We start from the raw sequence: 22,469 nt of genomic DNA on the forward strand, positions 1-22,469 counted from the left end.
CATGGGCGCAGATTATTCGTGATCGACTGATCGGCGACTGTCTGCTTGCCTGTTCGGTTGGGTTGGCTTTTGTCTGCTTGCCAACCCAATTGGACGGGTAGTCGATTGATCGATCAACTGGCTGATCGGCCAGTCGGCCTGAACGCATGTTCGGGCCATGTGGATCAACCGCAGGATCTTTCCTTTTTCTTCCTGCTGGTTGTGTGGAGGACCGGAGTCCCGCGTATGCGGCGGCTCCGGTCCTCGTCTTGTCTTTTGCTTCAGTCTTGTCTTTTGCTTCAGTCTTGTCTTTTGCTTCAGTCTTGTCTTTTGCTTCAGTCTTGTCTTGTCCTGGAGCTCCAAGTCCCGCAGCGTTTCCCCATTTTCAGACAATTTTGCCCGGATTCTGTCCGATTTTGGGGATGAGAGTGGGGACGGGCGGGGCGGGAAGGGAATGGGACGGAGGCAAGAATGGAGTGGACTCTGCCGCTATACATCCCCATTTTCAGACAATTTTGCCCGGATTCCGTCCGATTTTGGGGATGGAGGCGGAAGGCGGGGTTGGGGTCTGCTGTTGTACATCCCCATTTTCAGACATTTTTGCCCCGTTCCTGTCCGATTTTGAGGATGGGGATGGGGACGGAGCAGGGTGGAACTGGCGGGAATCTGTTGTCGTATCATCCCCATTTTCAGACGGATTTGCCTGGATCTTGTCCCTTAAATTTTCATTTCAAGTGCAACGGCCGGAAATGGCAAGGGCCCATGGATCCCCGACGCGATGGTGTTTGCGACAGACAACCATGATGCGGTATGCGGGGTGCAGGATCCTGTGGGATGCTGGGCGTCGGGCGGGGGGGGGACAGATCGGGAATAGGATTGCAGGGCGCTACGGGGCGGTTGTTGGAGCAGTGCCGGGAGTGAATGGGGCGTTGTTGGGGGCTATCTCGCTTATATATGGCAGATTCGGGGGTCCGTGTTTCGCTAAGTGGCTTATATATGGCACCGAAACCCGAATATCACGAGTACGAGCGTTGCGGTTCCGCGCCCCGTACTCGCGATATCGCGATTTGGCTGCCATATATAAGCCACTTAGCATTTCGCAGCTGCCCGAATCCGCCATACGTAAGCCAAGTAGTGGGGGCGAGTGAAACCTGGGTGTGAAGACAGGCGGAATAAGGCGAAGCTGTGATATTTGGTTTTGCGGATGCGTGGTAGCTTTGCCTCGTTTTCGGATGGAATCGGGCTGATTCCGTCCGATTTTGGGGATGGGGATGGGGCAGACGGGAACCTGTTGCCGTTCCGTCCCGTTTTCAGACATTTTTGCCCCGTTTCTGTCCGATTTTGAGGGTGGGAATGGGAATGGAGGCGGAAGACGTGGTTGAGGTCTGTTGTTGTTCCGTCCCCATTTTCGGACAGATTTGGCCGGATTTTGTCTGATTTTGAGGATGGGGGATGGGACTGGTGGCGCAGGGGGAGGAGCATAGGGGAGCGCGAGTTGCGAGGAGGAGGGGGGCGACACGGCATGGCGCGAGTTGCGGAAAGCGGAGCAATATATTATCATCTAACTAAGTAATTACTAAGTAATAGGGACTATGGTGAACACGTACAAGGGAGTGCATATGGAAACTGATTACATCAAGGGCGTCAACCTCGGCAACTGGCTTGTTCTGGAGAAGTGGATGAACCCGGCGCTGTTCGACGGCACCACCGCCGACGACGAATACTATCTGCCGACGCAGCTCGACCCGGCTGTCTACGAGGCGCGCATCAGAACGCATCGCGCCGAATACATCAACGAACGCGATTTCGCCACCATCAAGTCGTGGGGTCTGAACTCCGTGCGCATCCCGGTGCCGTACTTCATTTTCGGTGATCGCGCGCCGTTCATCGGCTGCATCGACGAACTCGACAAGGCTTTCAACTGGGCCGAAAAGTACGGTCTGACCATCCTCATCGACCTGCATACCGCGCCGATGAGCCAGAACGGTTTCGACAACGGCGGCCTGTCCGGCGTGTGCAAGTGGGCGCAGCTGCCGGAGGAGGTCGAATTCGTGCTGTCCGTGCTGGAACGTCTCGCCAAGCGTTACGGCAACCGTAAGGCGCTTATGGGCATCGAGATCATCAACGAGCCGAACACCACCACGTCCTGGCCGATGATGAACGTGACCGAACGCTACAAGGCGGTCGATCCGGAACTGGCCGAAGGCACCGGTCCGATCGAATTCGACTGGCTGAAGGACTTCTACATCACCGCATACCATCGTCTGCGCGATGCCGACAAGGGCGCTCTGCCGGTCGATAAGGCCGTGGTGTTCCATGATGGTTTCGACATCGAACAGTGGAAGGATTTCATGCGCGGCGAGGACGGCAAGCTTGCGCCGGAGTTCGAGAATGTGATCCTCGACACCCACCAGTACTTGATGACCGCGGAAATGATGGGCTGCCCGCAGACCGTGGAAGGCTACGACGATTTCGTGAAGAACACGTATGCGCCGATGGTCGCCGAAATGAGCGAATACTTCCCGGTGATCGTGGGCGAGTGGTGCCTGTTCAACTCGGTCGGCTGCGGCGTGGACACCCATGGCGGTCAGAGCGTGCTCAATGGTGAGGAGGGCGCGCAGGCGGAAACCTTGTCCGCCGAGGAGAAGCGCGACCTGTACCAGGGCGTGGCCTTGTCGCAGCTCAACGCGTGGAGCAAGGGAAGCGGCTTCTACTACTGGAATTACAAGCTGCTCACCGACACGGTCAACACCCCCGGCTGGATCGGCTGGGACGCTTGGGATCTCGGCCGATGCATCGCCCAAGACTGGTTCCCCATCCAAAAGTGACCCCGCCTCCTCCCTCTCTACCCTCCCTCCTTCCTTTGAAAGAAGGAGCTTCCATCTGATACGCCATAATCAACGGCGTTAGGAGCCGGGGTCTGCGGCGCTCCGTTGACGACCGTAAAGACTTGGCCAGCTGAGCCGTTTAATGGGAAGCCCAGTGGGCTTCCCATAGGCGAGGTGAGCGGCTGTGCCGCGAAGGTCGGCGCAGCCGACGCCCGGAGCGTGTCTGCGATGGAGCATCGCAACCTCTGGCGGCCACCTCAAAAGCAAAACAATAATGAAAAACAAGGGGATAGCAATGTTGCACAATCCGATTTTCAAAGGTTTCAATCCGGATCCGGCCATCTGCCGTAAGGGCGACGACTATTATGTCGCCGTTTCCACGTTCGAATGGTTCCCGGGCATTCCGATCTACCATTCGAAGGATATGAAGCATTGGGAGCTGCTCACCCATGTGCTCACCGATGATACGAATCCGAATCTTACCAAGCTGCCGAGTGCCAAGGGCATTTGGGCGCCGTGCCTCACCTATGACGAGGGCGAGGACATGTTCTACGTGATTTATGGCGTGATGAATTCCATGAACGCCCGCTATTTCGACGTGAATAACTATCTCATCAAGTCGAAGAGCATCGAGGGCCCGTGGAGTGAGCCGGTGTATTTGACGTCTTCCGGTTTCGACGCGTCCATTCTGCATGACGATGATGGCAGGAAGTATATTGTCAGCCTTGAATGGGAGACGCGCGAAGGCTATGAGAAGCCGGGCGTGATCTGCTGTGTGGAATATGATCCGCAGGCCAAGCATGTGGTCGGCTATCCGAAGCGTATTTGGCGTGGCGCCACCGATCGCGGTTGTATTGAGGCTCCGCATCTGACCAAGCGTGATGGCTGGTATTACCTGATGTGCGCCGAGGGCGGCACGGGATATAACCATGCGGTGACGATGGGTCGTTCCCGTAATGTGTGGGGCCCGTATGAGCCGGATCCGAATGGTCCGCTGGTCACGTCCCAGCCGAAGGATTCGAATGAGCGTGCGGATGATGATCATTTGAAGCCGCGCTATTTCAATCCGGATTCCGTGTTGCAGAGGTCCGGTCATGGCTCTTATGTGGATTTGCCGAATGGTGAAACGTATTTGGTGCATTTGACGAGCCGTCCGTTCGTGCCGGAATTGCGTTGCACGTTGGGCCGCGAGACCGCTATTCAGAAGATGACGTGGACGGAGGATGGCTGGCTGCGTATGGCGGATGGTTCCAACCTGGCGAAGCTGGAGGTTGAGGAGCCTGATCTGCCGGATGTGCCGATGCCGCAGATTCCGGATATGGATGATTTTGATGGTGGCGTGCTGGGTAACTGGTATTACTCGCCGCGTCAGATGCCGAGCACGTTCGCGAATGTGACGGAGCGTCCGGGCTGGTTGCGTATTCGTGGCGAGGAGTCGCTTGCGTCGCTGAATCGTACGAGTCTGATCGCCCGTAAGCTTACCAGCGTGTACACCACGGTGACCACGAAGATGGAGTTTTCGCCGGAGGTCTACCAGCATTCCGCCGGTCTGACGATTTACTACGACAACATGAATAATATTTTCCTGCGCAAGTATTATTCGCAGACGCTGGGCGGGGCGGCGATTTCGCTGGTGCGTTTGGAGAATGGTGAGAAGACGGAGATGCTTGATACCCGTGTTGCCGTGGAGGATAAGCCGATTTACATGCGGCTTCGCATCGACGGTCGTCGCACTTGGTTCGAATGGGGCTATGATGGTGAGACTTGGACCAAGATCGGTCCGGATTTCGACACCACCACGTTCTCCGACGAGTATTGCAAGTTTGGCGAGTTCACCGGCACGATGGTCGGTGTCGCCGTCACGGATGCGGCGTTGCATGAGAAGACCGCTGATTTCGATTTCTTCGAGTATGAGGCCGACGAGACCAAGCCGGTCAACTGACTGGTCGGCTGTCCGATCGGCCAGCTGATGCTGGAAGCGTCGACCGACCGGATATGAGGAAGGCCGGAACCCTGTGCCAATCCAAATGGATGGACGAGGGTGCCGGCCTTCGCTGTTTGTTGCCGGACGTTTGGTTGCCGGACGTTTGGTTGCCGGGCGTTTGGACGACTGCTGTTTGGATGGTGCTCAGTCGTTCATGATGCTGTCGGACAGTTGCATGATCCGCGGCGCGTACTCCTTCTTGCGCTTGTCGGTGATGGCGCGGCACAGCGGGTAGGCGACGATCAGGATCAGCAGGCCGGGGATGCTCAGGGCCAGTCCGGCCACCATATTGCCGTATGCCATGATCAGCGCCATGCCGCCTCCCATGACCAGGGCGCCGATGATGCCGAGCGTGAGGGCCACGATCATGCCGGGCTTTTTCACCTGTTCGTCGAGTTTGCGCAGCTGGTCCAGCTTGTTCTCCTCGGGTTCGAGATACTGGCGGCGGATCTGCTCGGCGGTCTTGTGATCCTGCCCGTTGGCGATGTAGTTGCTCATTGTGGTTCTCCTGTGTGGTGCGTTGGCGCGCGTCGGTGCGCGGCGTCCGTGTTCATGCGCTGCGCGATGCGTATCGTGCGTCGTGCATCGTGCGATGTGCGTCGTTCGTACCCGCGCGGAAGCGATGTGCGCGGCCGGATGGCATGGGAGCCTATGCGGCGCGGCCATATGGGAAACCCTATGAGTGCTTGGCCGCCGGAACAACCATCAATAACGCGACAAGTGTTGGGATAATGAAGATGTGGTGTAGAAGGTGCAGACAAGAGGGATACGTTGATCAGTCGCGCATTCGGGCGAATGTTGGCAAGAATATCGCGGGAACGGAATTGACGACGATATCGGTGATCGTGTCGAGGTCCTCCGCGCAATCGCGTTCCACCCACCGTCCCAGAATCGCGGAAATGCCGGAATAGAGCCCTATGCGGAAATATTCCAGCTCATTGTCGTCGGTGAAGCCGATCTTGGCACAGTGCGGTATCAGTATCTTGTCGTACAGTTCGCGATTCGCAGCATCGAAGGCGAGTGGAAGCGTGCGGCCGATTTTCAACGCGATCCTATAGAAATAGCGGTGTTCGCGGATGTGTTCCAGGAAAATGCGGAACGACTCCTGGGACAGCGGCGTCTCTTCGGGAGCGTAGGAGGAATGATCCGACCGTTTGTCGAAAAACGTTTCGCGCAGGTCGGCGAACAGGTATTCCTGCATGGCGTCGACCATATCCTCGATGCCGGTGAAATGCTCGTAGAACGTGGAACGGTTGATACCGGCCTCCTTGCAGATCGCGGTGATGCTCACCTGCGGGCCATCCGCGCGATCCATCAGCCGCAGCGCCGCGGCCTCGATGTGCCGGTCCGTTGCCAGGAACCGCGCGTTGTTCTTTACGTTCACCATGGCATCAAGCCTAGTGCCGGGCATGCGCGGCAACAGCCTCAGGCAGTGTACGGAACATCGCGTGCCGTCTCGCGGAAGCGTTGCGTTGACGGCGATGATGCTGCTTCGGCGCTAGACTCGGGGGTTATGGGAAAAGAAGAGCAGACGCCGAAACGCATTCGTAAATCACCGGAGGAACGGCGTGAGGAAGTGCTGGATGCCGCGGTCCAGTTGATCAGCGAGCGCGGATTCAACGGTATTTCCATGCAGGATGTCGCCGACAAGGTCGGCATTTCAAAGCAGGGCGTGCTGCGATATGTCGGCAGCAAGGACAATATGTTGGCGATGGTGTACCACGAGTATTACAACACCACCGGTTCGCCGGAGGATTTCTTCGCTTCGGGCATGCCGGGCAGCGATCCGGAAGCGCCGTCGTTCCCCGCATATCTGCGGTATCTGGTGAAGCATAACTCCCGTCGGCGCATGATGGTCCAACTGTTCACCGTGCTGACAACCGAAGCGCTGAATCCCGAACATCCGTTGCATGAGGAGTTCGCGGGGCGTCAGGACCAGCTGTGGACGTACTATTCGGGTTTCCCGTGGAGAATCCCGCCGCAGTTGGGCTCGTGGGAGGACAGTATGCGCCCGCTGGTGCGCAAGGCCATGGAATTCATGGACGGCATGCAATTGTGGTGGTTGCGCGAATCGGATATCGACCTCAACGAGGAATGGCGTGAAATGGAGATGATACTGTTCCCGTCGCCGCTGTGGGACGGGTTCCGCTGATCCGGCGTTGAAATACGGCCGAGGGGTTGTGGTTCATTCCATGGAACGAACCACAACCCCTCGGTTTTTTTAATTATCCGTTTGCCGCGCGTTTAGCGACAACCTGCGTTCAGGCGACCGTGAACGTGGTGCGCTTGAGGTCGGCGCGACGGCTCGAATGGCCGATCAGCACCTCGAACTCGCCGGGTTCGACGAAACGCTTGGCATAGGGGTCGACGATGGTGCACGCGGAAACCGGGATGTCGAAGCTGACGACCGTGCTTTCGCCCGGCTCAAGCTCGACGCGCTGGAACGCCTTGAGTTCGCGGTCGGTCCAGCTGTACGAGGTCACGATGTCGCCGATGTAGGCCTGCACGACTTCGGTGCCCTTGCGCTCGCCGGTGTTGGTGAGCGTGATTTCGGCGTGCACGGTGTCGTTTTCGGTGAAGGCACCGGATTCCGGCACGTTGGTGATCGTCGGCTCGCCGTATTCGAACGTGGTGTAGCCGAGGCCCTCGCCGAACGCGAACGCCGGATCCTGCGTGAGATCGGCATAACGATTGCCGTGCTGGCCACGGATCTGGTTGTAATAGACCGGCAGCTGGCCCGCATGACGCGGGAAGGTGATCGGCAGACGTCCGCTCGGCTCGGTTTCACCAAGAATGATTTCGGCGATGGCCTGGCCACCCTTCATACCCGGATTCGGCGCCCACATGAACGCGCTGACACCGTCGGCCGTGGATTCGTCCACGATCACGCCATTCGTGCCGATCACGCATGCCGGCATCACCTGCGGCTTGGAGCTCATCAGCACCACGACCAGCGGCTTGCCGGTTTCCTTCGCCACGTTCGACAGTGCTTCGAGCAGGGCGTTCTGGCCGCCGAGCAGTTCAAGGGTCGCGGTGGAGCAGGTTTCGCCGACCAGCTGGACCACGTCGCCCACGACGGCGACGATCAGATCGGACTGCTTCGCGTTCTCCACGGCTTCGTCCAGCAGCGCCTGGTCGATCTTGGCTGAGACGCCGAGCTTCGGGCGCGGCTGGCCGTCCGGGTAGAACTCGCCTTCCGGATCGTCCACGAGATCGATGACGTCGGCGCCACGGGAGTACACGACTTCGCAGCCTTCGGGGGCGAGTTGCTTGAACCCGTCGAGTACGGTGGTGATCATGTCGCGCGGCTGGCCGTCCGGCATCCAGTTGACCTGGCCGGAGTTGCCGGTCCAGTCACCGAGTTGTTCCTGCGCGTCGTCGGCGAGCGGGCCGATCACGGCGATCCTCTTGCCGGCTGCGTCGTTGAACGGCAGTGCGCCATTGTTCTTGAGCAGTGCCACGGATTCGCGGGCCACCTGCAGGTTGAGCTCCTGATGGGCGGCGGAGCCGATGACGGCCTTGATACGATCCTCGTCGGGCAGGCGCGGGTCTTCGAACAGGCCCAGACGGAACTTGAGCGCGAGGATACGCGACACGGCCGCGTCGATCAGCGATTCGTCCAGCAGTCCGCGCTTGACGGCTTCGATGGCGCCCTCGTAGAACTTCGGCGTGGTCATGATGAGGTCGTTGCCGGCCTTGACCGCATCGGCGGCGGCCTGCACATAGTCGGCCTTGATGCGCTGCTCCCACACGGCACGTCCGACGTTGTCCCAGTCGGTGATCAGCGTGCCCTGATAGTTCCAGTCGCCGCGCAGCTTGTCGGAAAGCAGCCACTTGTTGAAGGTGACGGGCACGCCGTCGATGGACTCGTAGCCGAGCATGAAGGTGCCGCAGCCTTCCTTGGCCACGCGTTCGAACGGCGGCAGGAACCAGGATTCGAGCTTGCGGTGGCTCAGGTCGGCTTCGGAGGCGTCACGGCCGCCCTGGGTTTCGGAATAGCCCGCGAAATGCTTGGCGCAGGCGAGGATGGCGTCCTTGGCGAGCGGTTCGCCGGCCTTGGCGCCGCCCTGGTAGCCCTTGACGATGGCGGATGCCATTTCGCCGATCAGGTAGGGGTCTTCGCCGAAGGTTTCGTCCACGCGGCCCCAACGGGTGTCGCGTGCGATGCACAGCACGGGGGAGAAGGTCCAGTGCACGCCGGTGGTGGAGACTTCCTCGGCGGTGGCGCGGCCTGCCGCTTCGACCTTGGCCGGGTCGAAGCTGACGGCCATGCCCAGCTGCGAGGGGAAGATGGTGGCGCCGGGCCAGAAGGAGTAGCCGTGGATGCAGTCGTCGCCGATGATCAGCGGGATGCCGAGACGGGTTTTGGTGTTCACGGTTTCGACGGCTTTGGGCAGGTCGGAGGGGCTGGTGTGCAGGATCGAGCCGACGTGCTTGTCGATGATGAGATCGTCCAGGTTGCCGCTGCGTGCGTCGAGCTGCATCATCTGGCCGACCTTTTCCTCAAGGGTCATGCGGCCGAGCAGGTCGGCGATGCGTTCCTGGGTGGGCAGGTCGGGGTTTCTGTACGGCAGATTGGTGGTGTTGTCGGTCATGGCGCTCACTTTCGTCATTGAAGCGATCTTTAATTACCACTTGGTAGTTTACTATGTCGCGCCGTACGACACACCCGTTTTGCCGCCGATGCGCGGTCAGTTCGAATCGTTGATATCCAAGGCCTCGGACATCTCGTCCGCGGTGTTGAAGCGCGGTTCGGTCGCGCCCGCCTTTGCCCGAGCCTCGGCAAGGGCTTCGCTGTTTGTGCGGGCATAGTGCGGTGCCTGATATCCGAATCCGCTCAAACCGGTATTGACGGCATGACCATGTTCCCCTTTTCCTCGTGCTGCAAGGCAATCAGACAAATCATGCTTGTACGCTCTATATTCATATGGCAGCGGACAATGTTTTGTCTGCCCTGTGCGTCCCTAGTCGCCTGCGGGGTCGTTCCTGTGCTCGTACGTATGGATTGCGCCCAACACCAGCATGGAGAGGAGCGTCACCGAAAGCGTGTGTGGGCAGCTGTTGGTCATGTGGCATCCGATGCTGGCGATGAGCGCGACCCAGAAGAAGGCTTTCGTCAGTACCTTCAGCACGCGAAGCGGATGGAAGATGAGCGTGATGATGATAAGCGTGACGACGGCTCCGATGATGAACGGCATGGGATCCTCCCGGACTTGGTTTTCTTTGGACATTGAATATAACCAGACAAAACAATGCTGGATTGCTTTCGTGAGCGCTGTTGAGTTGTGTGCGTTCTGTGAAGAAAGCCTATATATAGCCGATATATCAATCGGTACAATCAAAACTTGCGCAAGGGAAACGAAGCAACGGAGATATGGCCTGAAGGCGCATATCTCTTTTTTTTATGCGCGAATTGTATGCGCGAAGCAAGAAGAGAAGGATACGAAAAAACGCATGGATAAGATCGTCACGATCAGCAGGCAATACGCCAGCGGCGGACGCACCATAGGAAAACTGGTTGCCCAGGAGCTCGGCATCCCCGTCTACGATTCGAAGATCATCAAAGACACGATGAAACGAACCGGCCTGTCCGAACAAGTGGTGGAAGACGCCGAACAGCGATCCGTGAACGCTTTCCTGTTCAATCTCGCCATGGGCGTGGACGACGCCCTGAACCATATGAAACTCATCGCCGAAGTCGAACGCGACATTATCGAAGGCTACGTGCAGGAAGGTCCGTGCGTAATCGTGGGACGAGCCGCGAACTTCCTGCTGGGGGGATCGGAAATCCCTGAACGTGTTCGTCTATTCGGACACCGAATCGCGCGTCGCTTACGCGCACGAGAACTACGACGTGACCGAACGTCAGGCATGGAAAATGATCGAACGGACCGACAAGGAACGGCAGATGCACGCCATGAGCTTCTACGGCAAGAAATGGGGCGACCGCGACTATTACGACCTCATGCTGAACTCCGGGCGTCTCGGCATCGAACAGTGCGTAGACCTCATCATCGCGGCGGCGGGCAAGTAGTAAAGGACGGCAATGGAAGAAAACTACGTCCCCACGAAACTGTCGCTCTCCGTGGTCGCGTCATGCCTGGTGTCGTTCTGCGGTCTGATCACGGAAACGGCCACCAACATCGCCTTCCCCGCCGTGATGAAGACCTTCTCGGTATCCACCGGCACCGTGCAATGGCTGACGACCGGCAACCTGCTCGTCGTCGCGATGATCACGCCGCTCTCCGCGTTCCTGCAACGACGATTCAAGCTACGGCACCTGTTGCTGTTCGCCACCCTATGCTTCATCATCGGCACGGTCATGGCCGCGGTCTCGCCCAACTTCGCCATCCTGCTGCTCGCGCGACTGGTGCAAGGCGTCGGCACGGGCGTCGGCGTTCCGATAGCCTTCTGCATCATCCTCGAACAGATCCCCTTCGGCAAAGTCGGCACCTACATGGGCTACGGGGCGCTGGTCTCCGCCGCGGCCCCCGCATTGGGCCCCACGTACGGCGGCATCGTGAACCAGACCCTGGGATGGCGGTTCATCTTCATGATCCTGATCCCTGTCCTGCTGTTCACCCTGATCCTCGGACTGTGCACCATCGAAGAGAACCGGCAGCCGGAGAAGGTGCCCGTCGACATGCCCGGCATCATCCTCATCATGCTGACCTTCCTATGCCTCGTGTACGGGTTCGCGAACATCGGCTCCTTCGGCGCGCAGCCGCTCGGTGAAATCGTCGTATTCGTCGTCGGCATCGCCGCGCTGCTGCTGTTCGCCAAGCATTGCGCGAAATGTGAGCATCCGCTGATCGACGTCGCCATCTTCCGCAACATTCCGTTCGTCTGCCATCTCATCGCGTTCTTCCTCATCAACGCGATCATGCTCGGCATCAGCTTCCTACTGCCGAACTACCTGCAGGTCACGCTGCTATGCGCATCCATGATGGCCGGCCTCATGCTGCTGCCCGGCGCTGGACTGAACGCGCTCATGGGACCCCTCAGCGGCGCCGCGCTCGACAAGATCGGCGCGAAACTCACGATCCTCGTCGGCACCGGGCTAATGACCATCGGCACCGCGCTGTTCGCGCTCTTCGGCATGAGGCTGAACACCGAAATGATCATCGGCTTCTACATCCTGTTCGGCGTCGGCTGTGGCATCGCTTTCGGCAACACCATGACCATCGGCAACACCATGACCATCGGCAACCTCAGGCTGCCGGTCCAACAGAAGGCATACGGCAACACCTGCTTCAACACGCTCATGCAGTTCGCCGGCGTCACAAGCACCAGCATCTGCGCGGCCCTCGTGTCCGCCGCGCAAGGGCGGAACAACGGCCTCGGCTGCGAGATCCGGACCGTCGTGGGGTCGACGCAGGGATTCATCTTCCTGCTGGTGCTCGCCGTGATCTGCCTGATTTTGCAGATCGTCGGATTCCGCGTGTACGAGGATCGCTGAGTCCCGTAGCATGCGAAACGGTGGCCGTTGGGCGTTTGGCATCCAACGGACGCCCCACGGCCACCACCAAATTTCACGTAACATTCCTCCTTTAGATATAACCGTGCATTGAAACCTGTGCATTGAAACCCGTGCATTGAAACAAGACCATGCCGGCATCGCCATCGCGACATGCGCGAAACAGCCGGAAGGCCAAAGGAGGAATATGACGCAACAGCGGGAAACCCGGCGCGACGGGCAGCGCATCGACCAGTCGACCGGTACGCCGGTCAACGGCCAGGCCGGCGGGCAAGTCAGCGGGCGAGACAGCGGCCAGGCCGGCAAACAGTCCGACAACCACGCCAATAGCCACGCCAATAGCCACGCCGACAACGGTTACATGAGCGAAGGCAAACTCATCATCGTGGTGGTGGCGCTCGCCATCCTGACCTTCCTCGGCATCCTGTCGGAAACATCGCTCAACATCGCCTATTCCACCCTGATGGGTGAATTCGCCATCTCCGCCGACGTGGTGCAATGGCTCACCACCGGTTATCTGCTGCTGCTTTCCGTGGCGATCCCGACATCGCCGTTCATGGTACGCACCTTCTCCACCAAAGGACTGTTCATCGCAGCCGTCGCCCTGTTCTCCACGGGCACGGTGGTCGGCGCGCTCGCGGTGAATTTCCCGATGCTGCTCGCCGCACGACTTGTCATGGCTTTGGGCACGGGCGTCTCGCTGCCGTTGCTGACCAACATCATCCTTGAAAAAGCGCCGTTCGACAAGCGCGGCATGATGCTCGGTCTGGTCAGTCTCGTCACTTGCGCTGCGCCCGCGATTGGCCCGGTGTTCGGCGGACTGGTCATGGAATTCCTCAACTGGCATTGGATTTTCTGCGCCATGATCCCGTTCCTCGTTATCTCCCTCGTTCTTGGCATCGCGACCATTCCCGACATCCGGCATGGTGAGAAGGGATACCTGTCGGCGCCGTCGCTGCTGCTCATCGCGCTCGGCCTGACTGGCATCATCGTTGCGGCCAGCTTCTTCGCGCAGTGGAACGGCGATTGGCGGTTCTGGACGGTGCTGATCGGTGCCATCGCGGTGCTGGGCGTGTTCGCCGCCGTGCAGTTGCGCATGGAACATCCACTGATCGAAGTGCGCACCTTCGCCCATTCCGGATTCACTTTGGGCATGCTGATCCTGCTCATGTCGTCCGGCGGAGTGCTCGGCGTGAACTTCCTGCTGCCGATCCTGCTGCAGCGCGGACTTGGACACACGTCGATGACGGCCGCGCTGATTCTGCTGCCTGGCGCTGTGATCGGCGCGATTTCGGCACCGATGATCGGCGGCGCGTTGAGGAACCATTTCCCGCCGAAGTTCATCGCCTGCGGATTCGTCGGCGTGGCGATCATGGATGTTGCCATGATGTTCGGCAGTGCGCGCGAGTGGACGGTCGCCATCGCGTATGCGTTGTTCATGGCCGCGTCCGGTTTCGTGCTTGTGCCCGATCAGACCCATGCGTTGAACCAGCTGCCCGCCCGCATGAACGCGGACGGTTCCGCGGTGATGAACACCGTGCAGCAGTTGGCTGGCGCAATTGGCACCGCCGTGGCGTCCACGCTCATCGCCGAATTCGCCGGTGCGAACACGGCTGCCGGTATGGCGCAGTCCGACGCGTATGTCGCCGGATTCTCCACCAGCATGTGGCTGTTCCTCGGCATGGCGGTATGCGGCGAAATCTTGGCGCTGCTCATGTTCCGCTATTCCGTGCGTCGCGCGATGCCCGAAGAAGCCTAGATTCCCGGGTTTTGCGGCTCCCGTTTCCCCGGGTTGCGGCTCCCGTTTCCCCATTTTCAGACAGAATTGGGCTTTTTCTGTCTGAAAATGGGGATGGAGGCTAGGCGACGTGCAGCTGCAAGGTGGCGGCGATTGCGGCGCAGGTCGCTTCGGCATTTCGTTCGGTGTCGGCGAGCAGGGCCGGCAGACCGGCCGCGCCCGGTGCGATACCGAATACCGCGATGATGCCGGTTTCCTTAAGCCATGCGATGGTACGTGGGTCGCGTGTCACCGTCCCGCCGAGCGCAATCGTCGGTTTTCCGCATGATTTCGCCAGTTGCGCGATACCACTCGGCACTTTGCCATACGGGGTCTGAGCGTCGATCGATCCTTCGCCGGTGATCACGACATCGGCCCATTCGCACGCTTCCCGTCCATGCGTCAGTTCAAGCACCAAGTCGATCCCCGAACGCATGGATGCGTTGAACAATCCCATCAGTCCGCCTCCGGTGCCGCCCGCGGCGCCCGCGCCCGGCATGTCACGCACGTTCCGCCCGTTGAACGTTTCAATCGCATCCGCCAACCGCGCCAACCCGTGATCAAGCAACTCGACCTGCTTGGGATCGGCGCCTTTCTGCGGCGCGAACACCCGAGCCGCGCCATGTTCGCCGGTCAGCGGATTGGTCACGTCACACGCCAAGGTGATCGGCATCCGCTTCACGGCCTCGCTCACCGCCGAATCGTCGATTCGCGCCAACCGTGTCAACGCCCCGCCGCCTGGCTCCAGCTCCCGCCCATTGCGGTCGAGGAACCGATAGCCGAGCGCACGCGCCAAGCCGGTGCCGCCATCCGTGGTGGCGCTGCCGCCCAATCCGAGCAGTATGCGGGTCGCGCCTGCCTCGATTGCGGTACGGATCGTTTCTCCGGTGCCGAACGTGGATGCCGTGAGCGGATCGCGGTCGGCGGGGGAAATGCGTTCCAATCCGCTGGCCGAAGCCAGTTCGATCACCGCGATACGTTCATGATTGCGGACGCCTGCCGCATCGTCGGGATCTTCGCGGTTTCCAAGGAATCCGAACCGTGCGGTGACGGGCCTGCCGAGCGCGTCGACCGTCTCGACAGTGCGCATGTCACCGCCGGTGGCGTGCACCAGAGCGTCGGTCAGTCCCTCACCGCCGTCCGAAAGTGGCATCAGTCGGCATTCCGCGTACGGATCGGCGGTTAGGATGCCGCGCTTCATCGCCTGTGCGACGGATTGCGCCGACGCTGCTTCCTTGAACGAATCCGGTGCCACAAGATAACGCATGCCGTTCCTCCAACCGTCTTTTCTTTTCCGCTTGATTCCAGTCGTTCCATGCTATACCGCAGCTATGCCGCTGTCGTGCCGCCGCAGTGCCGACGTCACGGTTCCGCCGCCGTGCCGTGCGATGCGTAGTGCCGTGCGATGTCACGCAAACCTCGCTCTGCGAGCGCTCACATGCTACGGGAATATGATGGATGGTCATGCATGTACCACAAAAGAGGTCTGATATGAGTGAAACTGCAATGACTGCAACCGCAGGCCGTCTGGCCGGCAAGGTGGCGATGGCCACCGCGTCGACGAGGGGCATCGGCTATGCGATTGTGAAACGGTTCGCCGAGGAAGGCGCGACCGTCTACATGGCCGCCCGTAACGCCGAACGCGCCCAGGGGAAGATCGACCAGCTTGCGCAGGGGAACCTGCCCGGAACGGTGAAGTTCGTGTACAACGACGCGTCCAAGGATGAAACCTACGTGTCCGCAGTGGAGGAGGTCGTGGCCAATGAGGGTCGCATCGACGTGCTTGTCAACAATTTCGGCACGTCCAACCCGGCCAAGGATCTTGACATCGAACACACCAATCCGCAGGAGTTCATCGATACCGTCGACATCAACCTCAAGTCCGTGTTCATCACGTCGCAGGCGGCGTTGAAGCATATGGCCGAACGCAAGTCCGGCAGCATCATCAATATTTCGTCCATCGGCGGCGCCGTGCCGGACATTTCTCAGATCGGCTACGGCACGTCCAAGGCGGCCATCAACTATCTGACCAAGCTGATCGCCGTGCATGAGGCCCGCAAGAACATTCGTTGCAATGCGGTGCTGCCGGGCATGACCGCCACCGACGCGGTGCAGAACACGTTGAACGACGAATTCCGCGAGTTCTTTCTGCATCACACGCCGATTCGCCGCATGGCCACGCCGGAGGAGATCGCGAACGCCGTGCTGTATTTCGCTTCCGACGAATCGCAGTTCACCACCGGTCAGATTCTGGAGGTGTGCGGCGGCTTCGGTCTGGCCACTCCGGTGTTCGGCGACCTGCAGGACAAGTCCCGCGCCGCCTGACGGTTGTCGTTTCGCTGCGCTGCGGCGAATTCGGAATGGATTCTGACGTGCTTCCCCGAAATCAGACAAAAATAGCCCGTTTCTGTCTGATTTTGGGGATGTGGGGCGTTTCGGTTCCTCGTTTTCGGACAGATTTGGCTGGATTCTGTCTGAAAACGAGGAAGAAAGGGAAGGAAGGGAGGGGAGGGGGGGAGGATAGGGGAAGCGCCGCTTAGCGGTATCCCTCCCACAGTGGCAGGGGAAACAGCACATCCTCGCATTGCGCCCACATGGCGTTGAGGTCCTGGCCGGGGGAGCGCAGCCAGCGCAGTTGCACGCCGTCCATCATCGCGAATCCCGCGCGTAGCATCCGTTCGGCGTCGACGCCGTCGGGCACGTGCCATCGGATGTTCGCGGCGACGTCCACGACCTGTTCCTCCCGATTGGCGAAGTAGTCGTGTGCGGGATGATCGGGATCCAATGCCTCGGCGCTCAGCGTGGAGAACATGTGCACCAGGTCGGGGCGTTTCGCGTTGATGGCCACGATTCCGCGCCACATGTCGGCGATCAGCGGACTGTCCCTGCGCACCATGTCAGCGGTCACGTCCTCCGTCTCGCGGTCGTACATGTCGTCGAGCACCGCGGTCAGCAGTCCCTCCTTGCTGCCGACGTAATGCAGGATGCCGGCTTTGGTGAGGCCGACCTTGGTGGCGATCCGCTGCAGCGAGGTGCCGTAGTATCCGAGTGTGCCGAAGCATTCGACCGCCGCCTTGAGGATCTCGTTCCTCCGGTCGACCTCACCGTTGACCATGTTGCCTCCCTGCCTGTCGTGCCGTGCGTACGGGTCCGTGCGCACGAATCGTATATGGACACCGTGCGCATGAACGTTATGTTGACATATGCGGACATATGCGGACATATGCGGACATATGCGGACATACACGAACGTACGTGGATGTATACGGATATATACGCGATGTACTGCAATCACCTTACGTTCGGTCGGTTGGAATCTCAAGGATGATTGGCGTGTCGTAAGGAGCGTTTTGATAAAGTACCTACCAATCGGTCGGTAGTGATTCGCAGGTGAATCGGATACCGGCGCAACGAATCTCGCGAAAGGCAGAAAGAAGCACTATGAGCGACAACACCTACCCGTCCGTCAACGACCTGACGCTCGAAGAGGAGGCGTCCCTGACCTCCGGCGGCGACGCCTGGCATCTGCAGGGCGTCGAAGCCAAAGGCATCCCCGGCTACATGATCACCGACGGCCCCCACGGCCTGCGCAAGTCGCTGGCATCCAACACCGGCGAAACCGACCTCAACGACTCCGTGCCCGCAACTTGCTTCCCGCCCGCCGCAGGCCTGTCCAGCTCCTGGAACCCCGAACTCATCCGCCAAGTCGGCGAAGCCATGGGCGAGGAATGCATCCAGGAAAAGGTCGCCGTCATCCTCGGCCCCGGCGTCAACATCAAGCGCAACCCGCTCGGCGGCCGCTGCTTCGAATATTGGTCCGAAGACCCGTATCTGGCCGGCCATGAGGCAGTCGGCATCGTCGCCGGCGTGCAGTCCAAGGGCGTGGGCACCTCGCTCAAGCACTTCGCGGCCAACAACCAGGAGACCGACCGTCTGCGCGTATCCGCCAACATCTCCCAGCGCGCGCTGCGCGAAATCTACTTCCCGGCCTTCGAGCACATCGTCAAAACCGCCCAGCCGTGGACCATCATGTGCTCCTACAACCGCATCAACGGCGTGCACTCCGCGCAGAATCGCTGGCTGCTCACCGACGTGCTGCGCGACGAGTGGGGGTTTGAAGGCATCGTCATGAGCGACTGGGGCGCCGACCATGATCGCGTCGCATCCCTCAACGCCGGACTCAACCTCGAAATGCCGCCGACCTACACCGACGACCAGATCGTGTACGCCGCACGCGACGGGCGCATCCAGCCGGAACAGCTCGACCGCATGGCGCAAGGCATGATCGACCTGGTCAACAAGACCCGCGCCGCCATGAGCGTCGAAGACTACCGGTTCGACGTGGACGCGCATAACGAGATCGCCCGCCGCGCCGCGGTCGAATCCATGGTGCTGCTCAAGAACGATGACGCGATCCTGCCGGTCTCCCGCGACGCCAAGATCGCCGTCATCGGCGAATTCGCCCGCACCCCGCGCTACCAGGGCGGCGGCTCCTCGCACATCACCCCGACCAAGATGACCGGTTTCCTCGACGCTCTCGCCGAACGCGGCGTGCCCGTCGACTTCGCACCGGGCTTCACCCTCGACCTCGAACCCACCGACCCGGCCCTCGAAGCCGAAGCCGTGATCGCCGCACGCGACGCCGACGTGGTCCTCATGTTCCTCGGCCTGCCGGAAGCCGCCGAATCCGAAGGCTTCGACCGCGACACCCTCGACATCCCCGCCAAGCAGATCGAACTGCTCAAGGCCGTGGCCGCCGAAAACAAGAACGTCGTGGTCATCCTGTCCAACGGTTCGGTCGTCTCCGTAGCCCCGTGGGCGAACAACGCCAAGGGCATCCTCGAATCCTGGCTGCTCGGCCAGGCCGGCGGTGCGGCGCTCGCCGACGTGATCTTCGGTGACGTGAGCCCGTCCGGCAAGCTCGCGCAGAGCGTGCCGATGGACATCAACGACGACCCGAGCATGATCAACTGGCCGGGTGAGGAGGGGCATGTCGACTACGGCGAAGGCGTGTTCGTCGGCTACCGCTACTACGACACCTACGGCAAGGCCGTCGACTATCCGTTCGGTTACGGCCTGAGCTACGCCACCTTCGAGATCGGTGGCGTCAAGGCCGTCAAGACCGGTGCGAACACGGCGCGTGTCAGCGCGACCGTCACCAACACGTCCGACGTGGACGCCGCGGAGACGGTGCAGGTTTACGTCGCGCCGGGCAAGGCCGACGTGGCCCGTCCGAAGCATGAGCTCAAGGCCTTCAGGAAGGTATTCCTCAAGGCTCATGAATCCGCCGAAGTGTCCTTCGATTTGGACGAGAGCGCCTTCGCCTACTGGTCCGAGAAGTTCAACGACTGGCATGTGGAGGCAGGCGAATACGGCATCGAGGTCGGCATGTCCAGCCGTGATATCGCCGGCGTCGCCACGGTTGCGCTCGACGGTGACGGCAAGGCCCTGCCGTTGACCGAATGGTCCACTTTCGGCGAGTGGTCCGCCGACCCGGTCGGCTCGAAGGTGGTGGCCGATGTGCGTGAGGCGGGTGAGCGCGGCGAACTGCCGAAGCTGCCCGACAACGACATGATGCGCATGTTCCTCGGCTCCATGCCGATCAACTCCATGTCCACGCTGATGGGCGAGAGCGGCAAGGCGATCAGCTCGTTCATGCTGGACGGCTATGCCAAGCTCGTCGGCTGAACGCTTGGTGTGCGGCTCTCTGAGCAAGGAATAACTGCACATTGAGGGATTACCTGTCTAGGGGTAATCTGATAGAGACATGAGGCCGAGGGGTCTGATTCGCTTTGAACCGGTGCGGGGCAGACCTCTCGGCCTCGCTGTTTGCGTTGGTGCGCCACCGAATGCGCGCCGCCCGCAACACGCCAATTGTTGCATGTACAACAGTTGTATATGCAACGGGTTATGCTGTTGCGTGTGAACAACGAACAACCGAATAGGGAATCGTTGAGCGCGTCGATCATCGACAGTTGGAGCGAAGGGGTATGCAAGCCGCCGAGCGTGGCCTTGCGGTCCGTGCACAACGTCATCAACCGTTACCTCAAGGTGACGCAACCCGACATGATCGACGGCCTGAGCAGCGGCAACGTGGACATCATCGTCTACCTCGACCATCATAAGGGCGAGGATGTCTTCCCCCAGGACATCGAACAGCGTTTCGGCATAACGCGCTCGACATCCTGCCGGGTACTGGGGCTGATGGAACGCAAGGGGCTCATCGCCCGCGAACCGGTGCCGCACGACGCGAGGATGAAACGGATCGTGCTCACGGAACAGTCCAGGACCATCGCCACGATGCTGCGCGAGAACGCCGAGAGCATGGAACGTGTTCTGCTGCGTGGGCTCGACGACGATGACATCCGCGGATTCATGCATGTGCTCGACGTCATGCAAACCAATCTGGTGGCATCCGGCAAGCTCGGCGACTCCCGGCAATATCCCAGCCTCGACCTATGCGAACCGGCCGACGGGCCGGACCATACGGCAGGCGATGGCATGAACGACGACGAAGAAGACAGAAAGGAAGAACAGTGACGACAGCGACAGCCGCGACGCAAGCCAAGCGGCCCAAACAGCATGTGCTGCGCACACTCGGCAGATCCCTGCGCGAATATAAGAAAGTCAGCATCCTCGCCCCGGTGACGGTGGCCATCGAAGGTGTTCTGGAAATCCTCATCCCCACGGTGATGGCATCGCTCATCGATGAGGGCATCAGCGGCGGCAGCATGCCGGCCATCATCAAATTCGGTCTCATCCTGCTGGTCTGCTCAATCTGCTCGCTCACCGCGGGCTTCCTCGCCGGCAAATTCGCCGCGATCGCGGGCGCCGGCTTCGCCAAGAACCTGCGTCACGATGAATTCGAGAAGGTGCAGGGCTTCAGCTTCACCAACATCGACCGGTTCTCCACCGGTTCGATCATCACCCGACTGACCACCGATGTCACCAATCTGCAGAACGCCTATTCGATGATCATCCGCATGGGCGTACGCGCCCCGATCATGGTCGTCGTCGCCTGGATCTTCGCGTTCCGCATCAGCCCATCGATCTCCCTCGTGTTCCTCGCCTGCATCCCGATCCTCGCCATCGGCCTGTGCGGTCTGGCGGTGCTCGTGCACCCGGTGTTCGAACGCGTGTTCCACACCTACGACAAGCTCAACAACGTGGTCGACGAGAATCTGCAAGGCATCCGCGTCGTCAAGTCCTACACCCGCGAATCCCATGAGATCGGCAAGTTCGACCGCATCTCCCAGCGCATCTTCAAGGACTTCACCAAGGCCGAACGCGTCATGAGCTTCAACAACCCGCTCATGATGGTCTGCGTGTACGGCACGATGCTTCTCATCGCATGGATGGGCGCACAACAGATCGTGGCATCCGGCAACAACGCCGCACTCGGCCTGACCACCGGCGATCTGACCGCACTGGTCACCTACGCCATGCAGATCCTCATGGCCATGATGATGCTCTCCATGATCTTCGTGATGTGCATCATCTCCCAGGCATCCGCGGAACGCATCTGCCAGGTGCTCAACGAGGAAAGCACGGTAAGCGACCCCGAGCATCCGATCAAGGAAGTCGCCGACGGATCCATCGAATTCGATCACGTCACCTTCCGCTACTCCGACAACTCCGAAAAGCCCGTGCTTGACGACATCAACCTGAAGATCCGCTCCGGCATGACCGTCGGCATCGTCGGCGGCACCGGTTCCGCGAAATCCAGTCTCGTGCAGCTCGTGCCCCGCCTGTACGACGTGACCTCCGGCTCGCTTAAGGTCGGCGGCATCGACGTGCGCGACTACGACATGGAAATCCTGCGCGACCAGGTCGCCATGGTGTTGCAGAAGAACGTGCTGTTCAGCGGCACCATCGCCGAAAACCTGCGTTGGGGCAATCCGAACGCCAGCGACGAGGAAATCCGCCACGCCTGCCAGCTCGCGCAGGCCGACGGGTTCATCCAGGAATTCCCCGACAAATACGACACCTACATCGAACAGGGCGGCACCAACGTCTCCGGTGGCCAGCGCCAGCGCCTGTGCATCGCCCGCGCCCTGCTGAAGAAGCCGAAGATCCTCATCCTCGACGACTCCACCTCCGCGGTCGACACCAAAACCGATCAGCTGATCCGCGCCGCGTTCCACCACGAGATCCCCGACACCACCAAGATCATCATCGCCCAGCGCGTCGCATCCGTGCAGGAATCCGACATGATCCTCGTCATGGATCAGGGGCGCATCATGGCATCCGGCACCCACGAGGAACTGCTGAACACCTGCGACGAATACCGGTCCATCTACGAATCGCAGACCAAGAACCAGGCGCAGCCCGAGGAACTGCAATGAGAGGAGGCAAGGAAATGAGCGAAACAACCGATACAACCCGCACCGCGAACCAGCCGGCGGCCAACGGTAAGACAGTTAA

At 60.2% G+C, this 22,469-nt stretch carries 16 protein-coding genes and 1 pseudogene; 10 read left to right on the top strand and 7 right to left on the bottom strand.

Features of this window, described 5'->3' with window-relative positions:
• Positions 1-1,598 precede the first annotated feature (1,598 nt).
• Positions 1,599-2,807, top strand: a complete 1,209-nt coding sequence (locus BUB29_RS09200) for a glycoside hydrolase family 5 protein (RefSeq protein ID WP_033522198.1) — start codon at positions 1,599-1,601, stop codon at positions 2,805-2,807.
• A 295-nt stretch (positions 2,808-3,102) separates the two neighbouring features.
• Positions 3,103-4,749: a glycoside hydrolase family 43 protein gene (locus BUB29_RS09205; RefSeq protein ID WP_033522196.1), complete on the top strand. Its 1,647-nt coding sequence runs from the start codon at positions 3,103-3,105 to the stop codon at positions 4,747-4,749.
• A gap of 186 nt (positions 4,750-4,935) precedes the next feature.
• Here BUB29_RS09205 and BUB29_RS09210 read toward each other — a convergent pair whose 3' ends face one another.
• Together BUB29_RS09210 and BUB29_RS09215 are read right to left on the bottom strand one after the other, a co-directional pair.
• Positions 4,936-5,289, bottom strand: a complete 354-nt coding sequence (locus BUB29_RS09210; RefSeq protein WP_033522194.1) for a hypothetical protein — start codon at positions 5,287-5,289, stop codon at positions 4,936-4,938.
• 277 nt (positions 5,290-5,566) lie between these two features.
• The gene (locus BUB29_RS09215; protein WP_033522192.1) at positions 5,567-6,178 is read right to left on the bottom strand and encodes a TetR/AcrR family transcriptional regulator; all 612 of its coding nucleotides are present in this window, start codon (positions 6,176-6,178) and stop codon (positions 5,567-5,569) included.
• A 126-nt stretch (positions 6,179-6,304) separates the two neighbouring features.
• Here BUB29_RS09215 and BUB29_RS09220 point away from each other — a divergent pair, with 126 nt between their 5' ends.
• Positions 6,305-6,943, top strand: a complete 639-nt coding sequence (locus BUB29_RS09220; protein ID WP_033522190.1) for a TetR/AcrR family transcriptional regulator — start codon at positions 6,305-6,307, stop codon at positions 6,941-6,943.
• 109 nt (positions 6,944-7,052) lie between these two features.
• Here BUB29_RS09220 and BUB29_RS09225 read toward each other — a convergent pair whose 3' ends face one another.
• The 3 genes from BUB29_RS09225 to BUB29_RS10195 all read right to left on the bottom strand — a co-directional run bounded on the left by BUB29_RS09225 (position 7,053) and on the right by BUB29_RS10195 (position 9,989).
• The gene (locus BUB29_RS09225; RefSeq protein WP_143155199.1) at positions 7,053-9,386 is read right to left on the bottom strand and encodes a glycoside hydrolase family 3 N-terminal domain-containing protein; all 2,334 of its coding nucleotides are present in this window, start codon (positions 9,384-9,386) and stop codon (positions 7,053-7,055) included.
• Positions 9,387-9,482: 96 nt separating this feature from the next.
• A complete protein-coding gene (locus BUB29_RS09860) occupies positions 9,483-9,632 on the bottom strand; it encodes a hypothetical protein (protein ID WP_156098191.1) in 150 nt (49 codons plus the stop codon).
• 123 nt (positions 9,633-9,755) lie between these two features.
• Positions 9,756-9,989, bottom strand: a complete 234-nt coding sequence (locus tag BUB29_RS10195; RefSeq protein ID WP_033522186.1) for a hypothetical protein — start codon at positions 9,987-9,989, stop codon at positions 9,756-9,758.
• 256 nt (positions 9,990-10,245) lie between these two features.
• Here BUB29_RS10195 and BUB29_RS10200 point away from each other — a divergent pair.
• From BUB29_RS10200 to BUB29_RS09245, 3 genes and pseudogenes are all read left to right on the top strand, one after another.
• Positions 10,246-10,825 (top strand): annotated as a pseudogene (locus tag BUB29_RS10200) (cytidylate kinase-like family protein).
• A gap of 12 nt (positions 10,826-10,837) precedes the next feature.
• On the top strand, positions 10,838-12,250 hold the full coding sequence (locus BUB29_RS09240) for an MFS transporter (protein WP_033522184.1): 1,413 nt from the start codon (positions 10,838-10,840) through the stop codon (positions 12,248-12,250).
• A gap of 205 nt (positions 12,251-12,455) precedes the next feature.
• The gene (locus BUB29_RS09245; protein WP_234356133.1) at positions 12,456-14,027 is read left to right on the top strand and encodes a DHA2 family efflux MFS transporter permease subunit; all 1,572 of its coding nucleotides are present in this window, start codon (positions 12,456-12,458) and stop codon (positions 14,025-14,027) included.
• A gap of 100 nt (positions 14,028-14,127) precedes the next feature.
• Here BUB29_RS09245 and BUB29_RS09250 read toward each other — a convergent pair whose 3' ends face one another.
• Entirely contained in the window at positions 14,128-15,312 is a 1,185-nt protein-coding gene (locus BUB29_RS09250) for a glycerate kinase family protein (RefSeq protein WP_033522182.1), read from the bottom strand.
• Between the two features lie 224 nt (positions 15,313-15,536).
• Between BUB29_RS09250 and hdhA the strand changes: the two genes are divergently transcribed.
• On the top strand, positions 15,537-16,370 hold the full coding sequence (gene hdhA, locus BUB29_RS09255) for a 7alpha-hydroxysteroid dehydrogenase (RefSeq protein WP_234945727.1): 834 nt from the start codon (positions 15,537-15,539) through the stop codon (positions 16,368-16,370).
• A gap of 211 nt (positions 16,371-16,581) precedes the next feature.
• On the opposite strand, the gene BUB29_RS09260 is transcribed toward hdhA, so the two are convergent.
• Positions 16,582-17,160 carry a TetR/AcrR family transcriptional regulator gene (locus BUB29_RS09260; protein WP_033522178.1) on the bottom strand — a complete coding sequence of 193 codons (579 nt, stop codon included), beginning with the start codon at positions 17,158-17,160 and terminating at the stop codon, positions 16,582-16,584.
• 326 nt (positions 17,161-17,486) lie between these two features.
• On the opposite strand from BUB29_RS09260, the gene BUB29_RS09265 reads away from it, so the two are divergent.
• The 3 genes from BUB29_RS09265 to BUB29_RS09275 all read left to right on the top strand — a co-directional run bounded on the left by BUB29_RS09265 (position 17,487) and on the right by BUB29_RS09275 (position 22,390).
• Positions 17,487-19,733, top strand: coding sequence for an exo-alpha-(1->6)-L-arabinopyranosidase (locus BUB29_RS09265; protein ID WP_033522176.1), 2,247 nt, complete (start codon positions 17,487-17,489; stop codon positions 19,731-19,733).
• A 234-nt stretch (positions 19,734-19,967) separates the two neighbouring features.
• Positions 19,968-20,585: a MarR family winged helix-turn-helix transcriptional regulator gene (locus BUB29_RS09270; RefSeq protein WP_234356131.1), complete on the top strand. Its 618-nt coding sequence runs from the start codon at positions 19,968-19,970 to the stop codon at positions 20,583-20,585.
• Complete coding sequence (locus tag BUB29_RS09275) at positions 20,582-22,390, top strand: ABC transporter ATP-binding protein (RefSeq protein ID WP_033522174.1); 1,809 nt, start codon at positions 20,582-20,584, stop codon at positions 22,388-22,390. Before BUB29_RS09270 ends, BUB29_RS09275 begins: the two co-directional genes overlap by 4 nt.
• The last annotated feature ends 79 nt before the right edge of the window (positions 22,391-22,469 follow it).

The organism is Bifidobacterium merycicum DSM 6492, assembly GCF_900129045.1.
Taxonomy (GTDB): Bacteria; Actinomycetota; Actinomycetes; order Actinomycetales; family Bifidobacteriaceae; genus Bifidobacterium; species Bifidobacterium merycicum.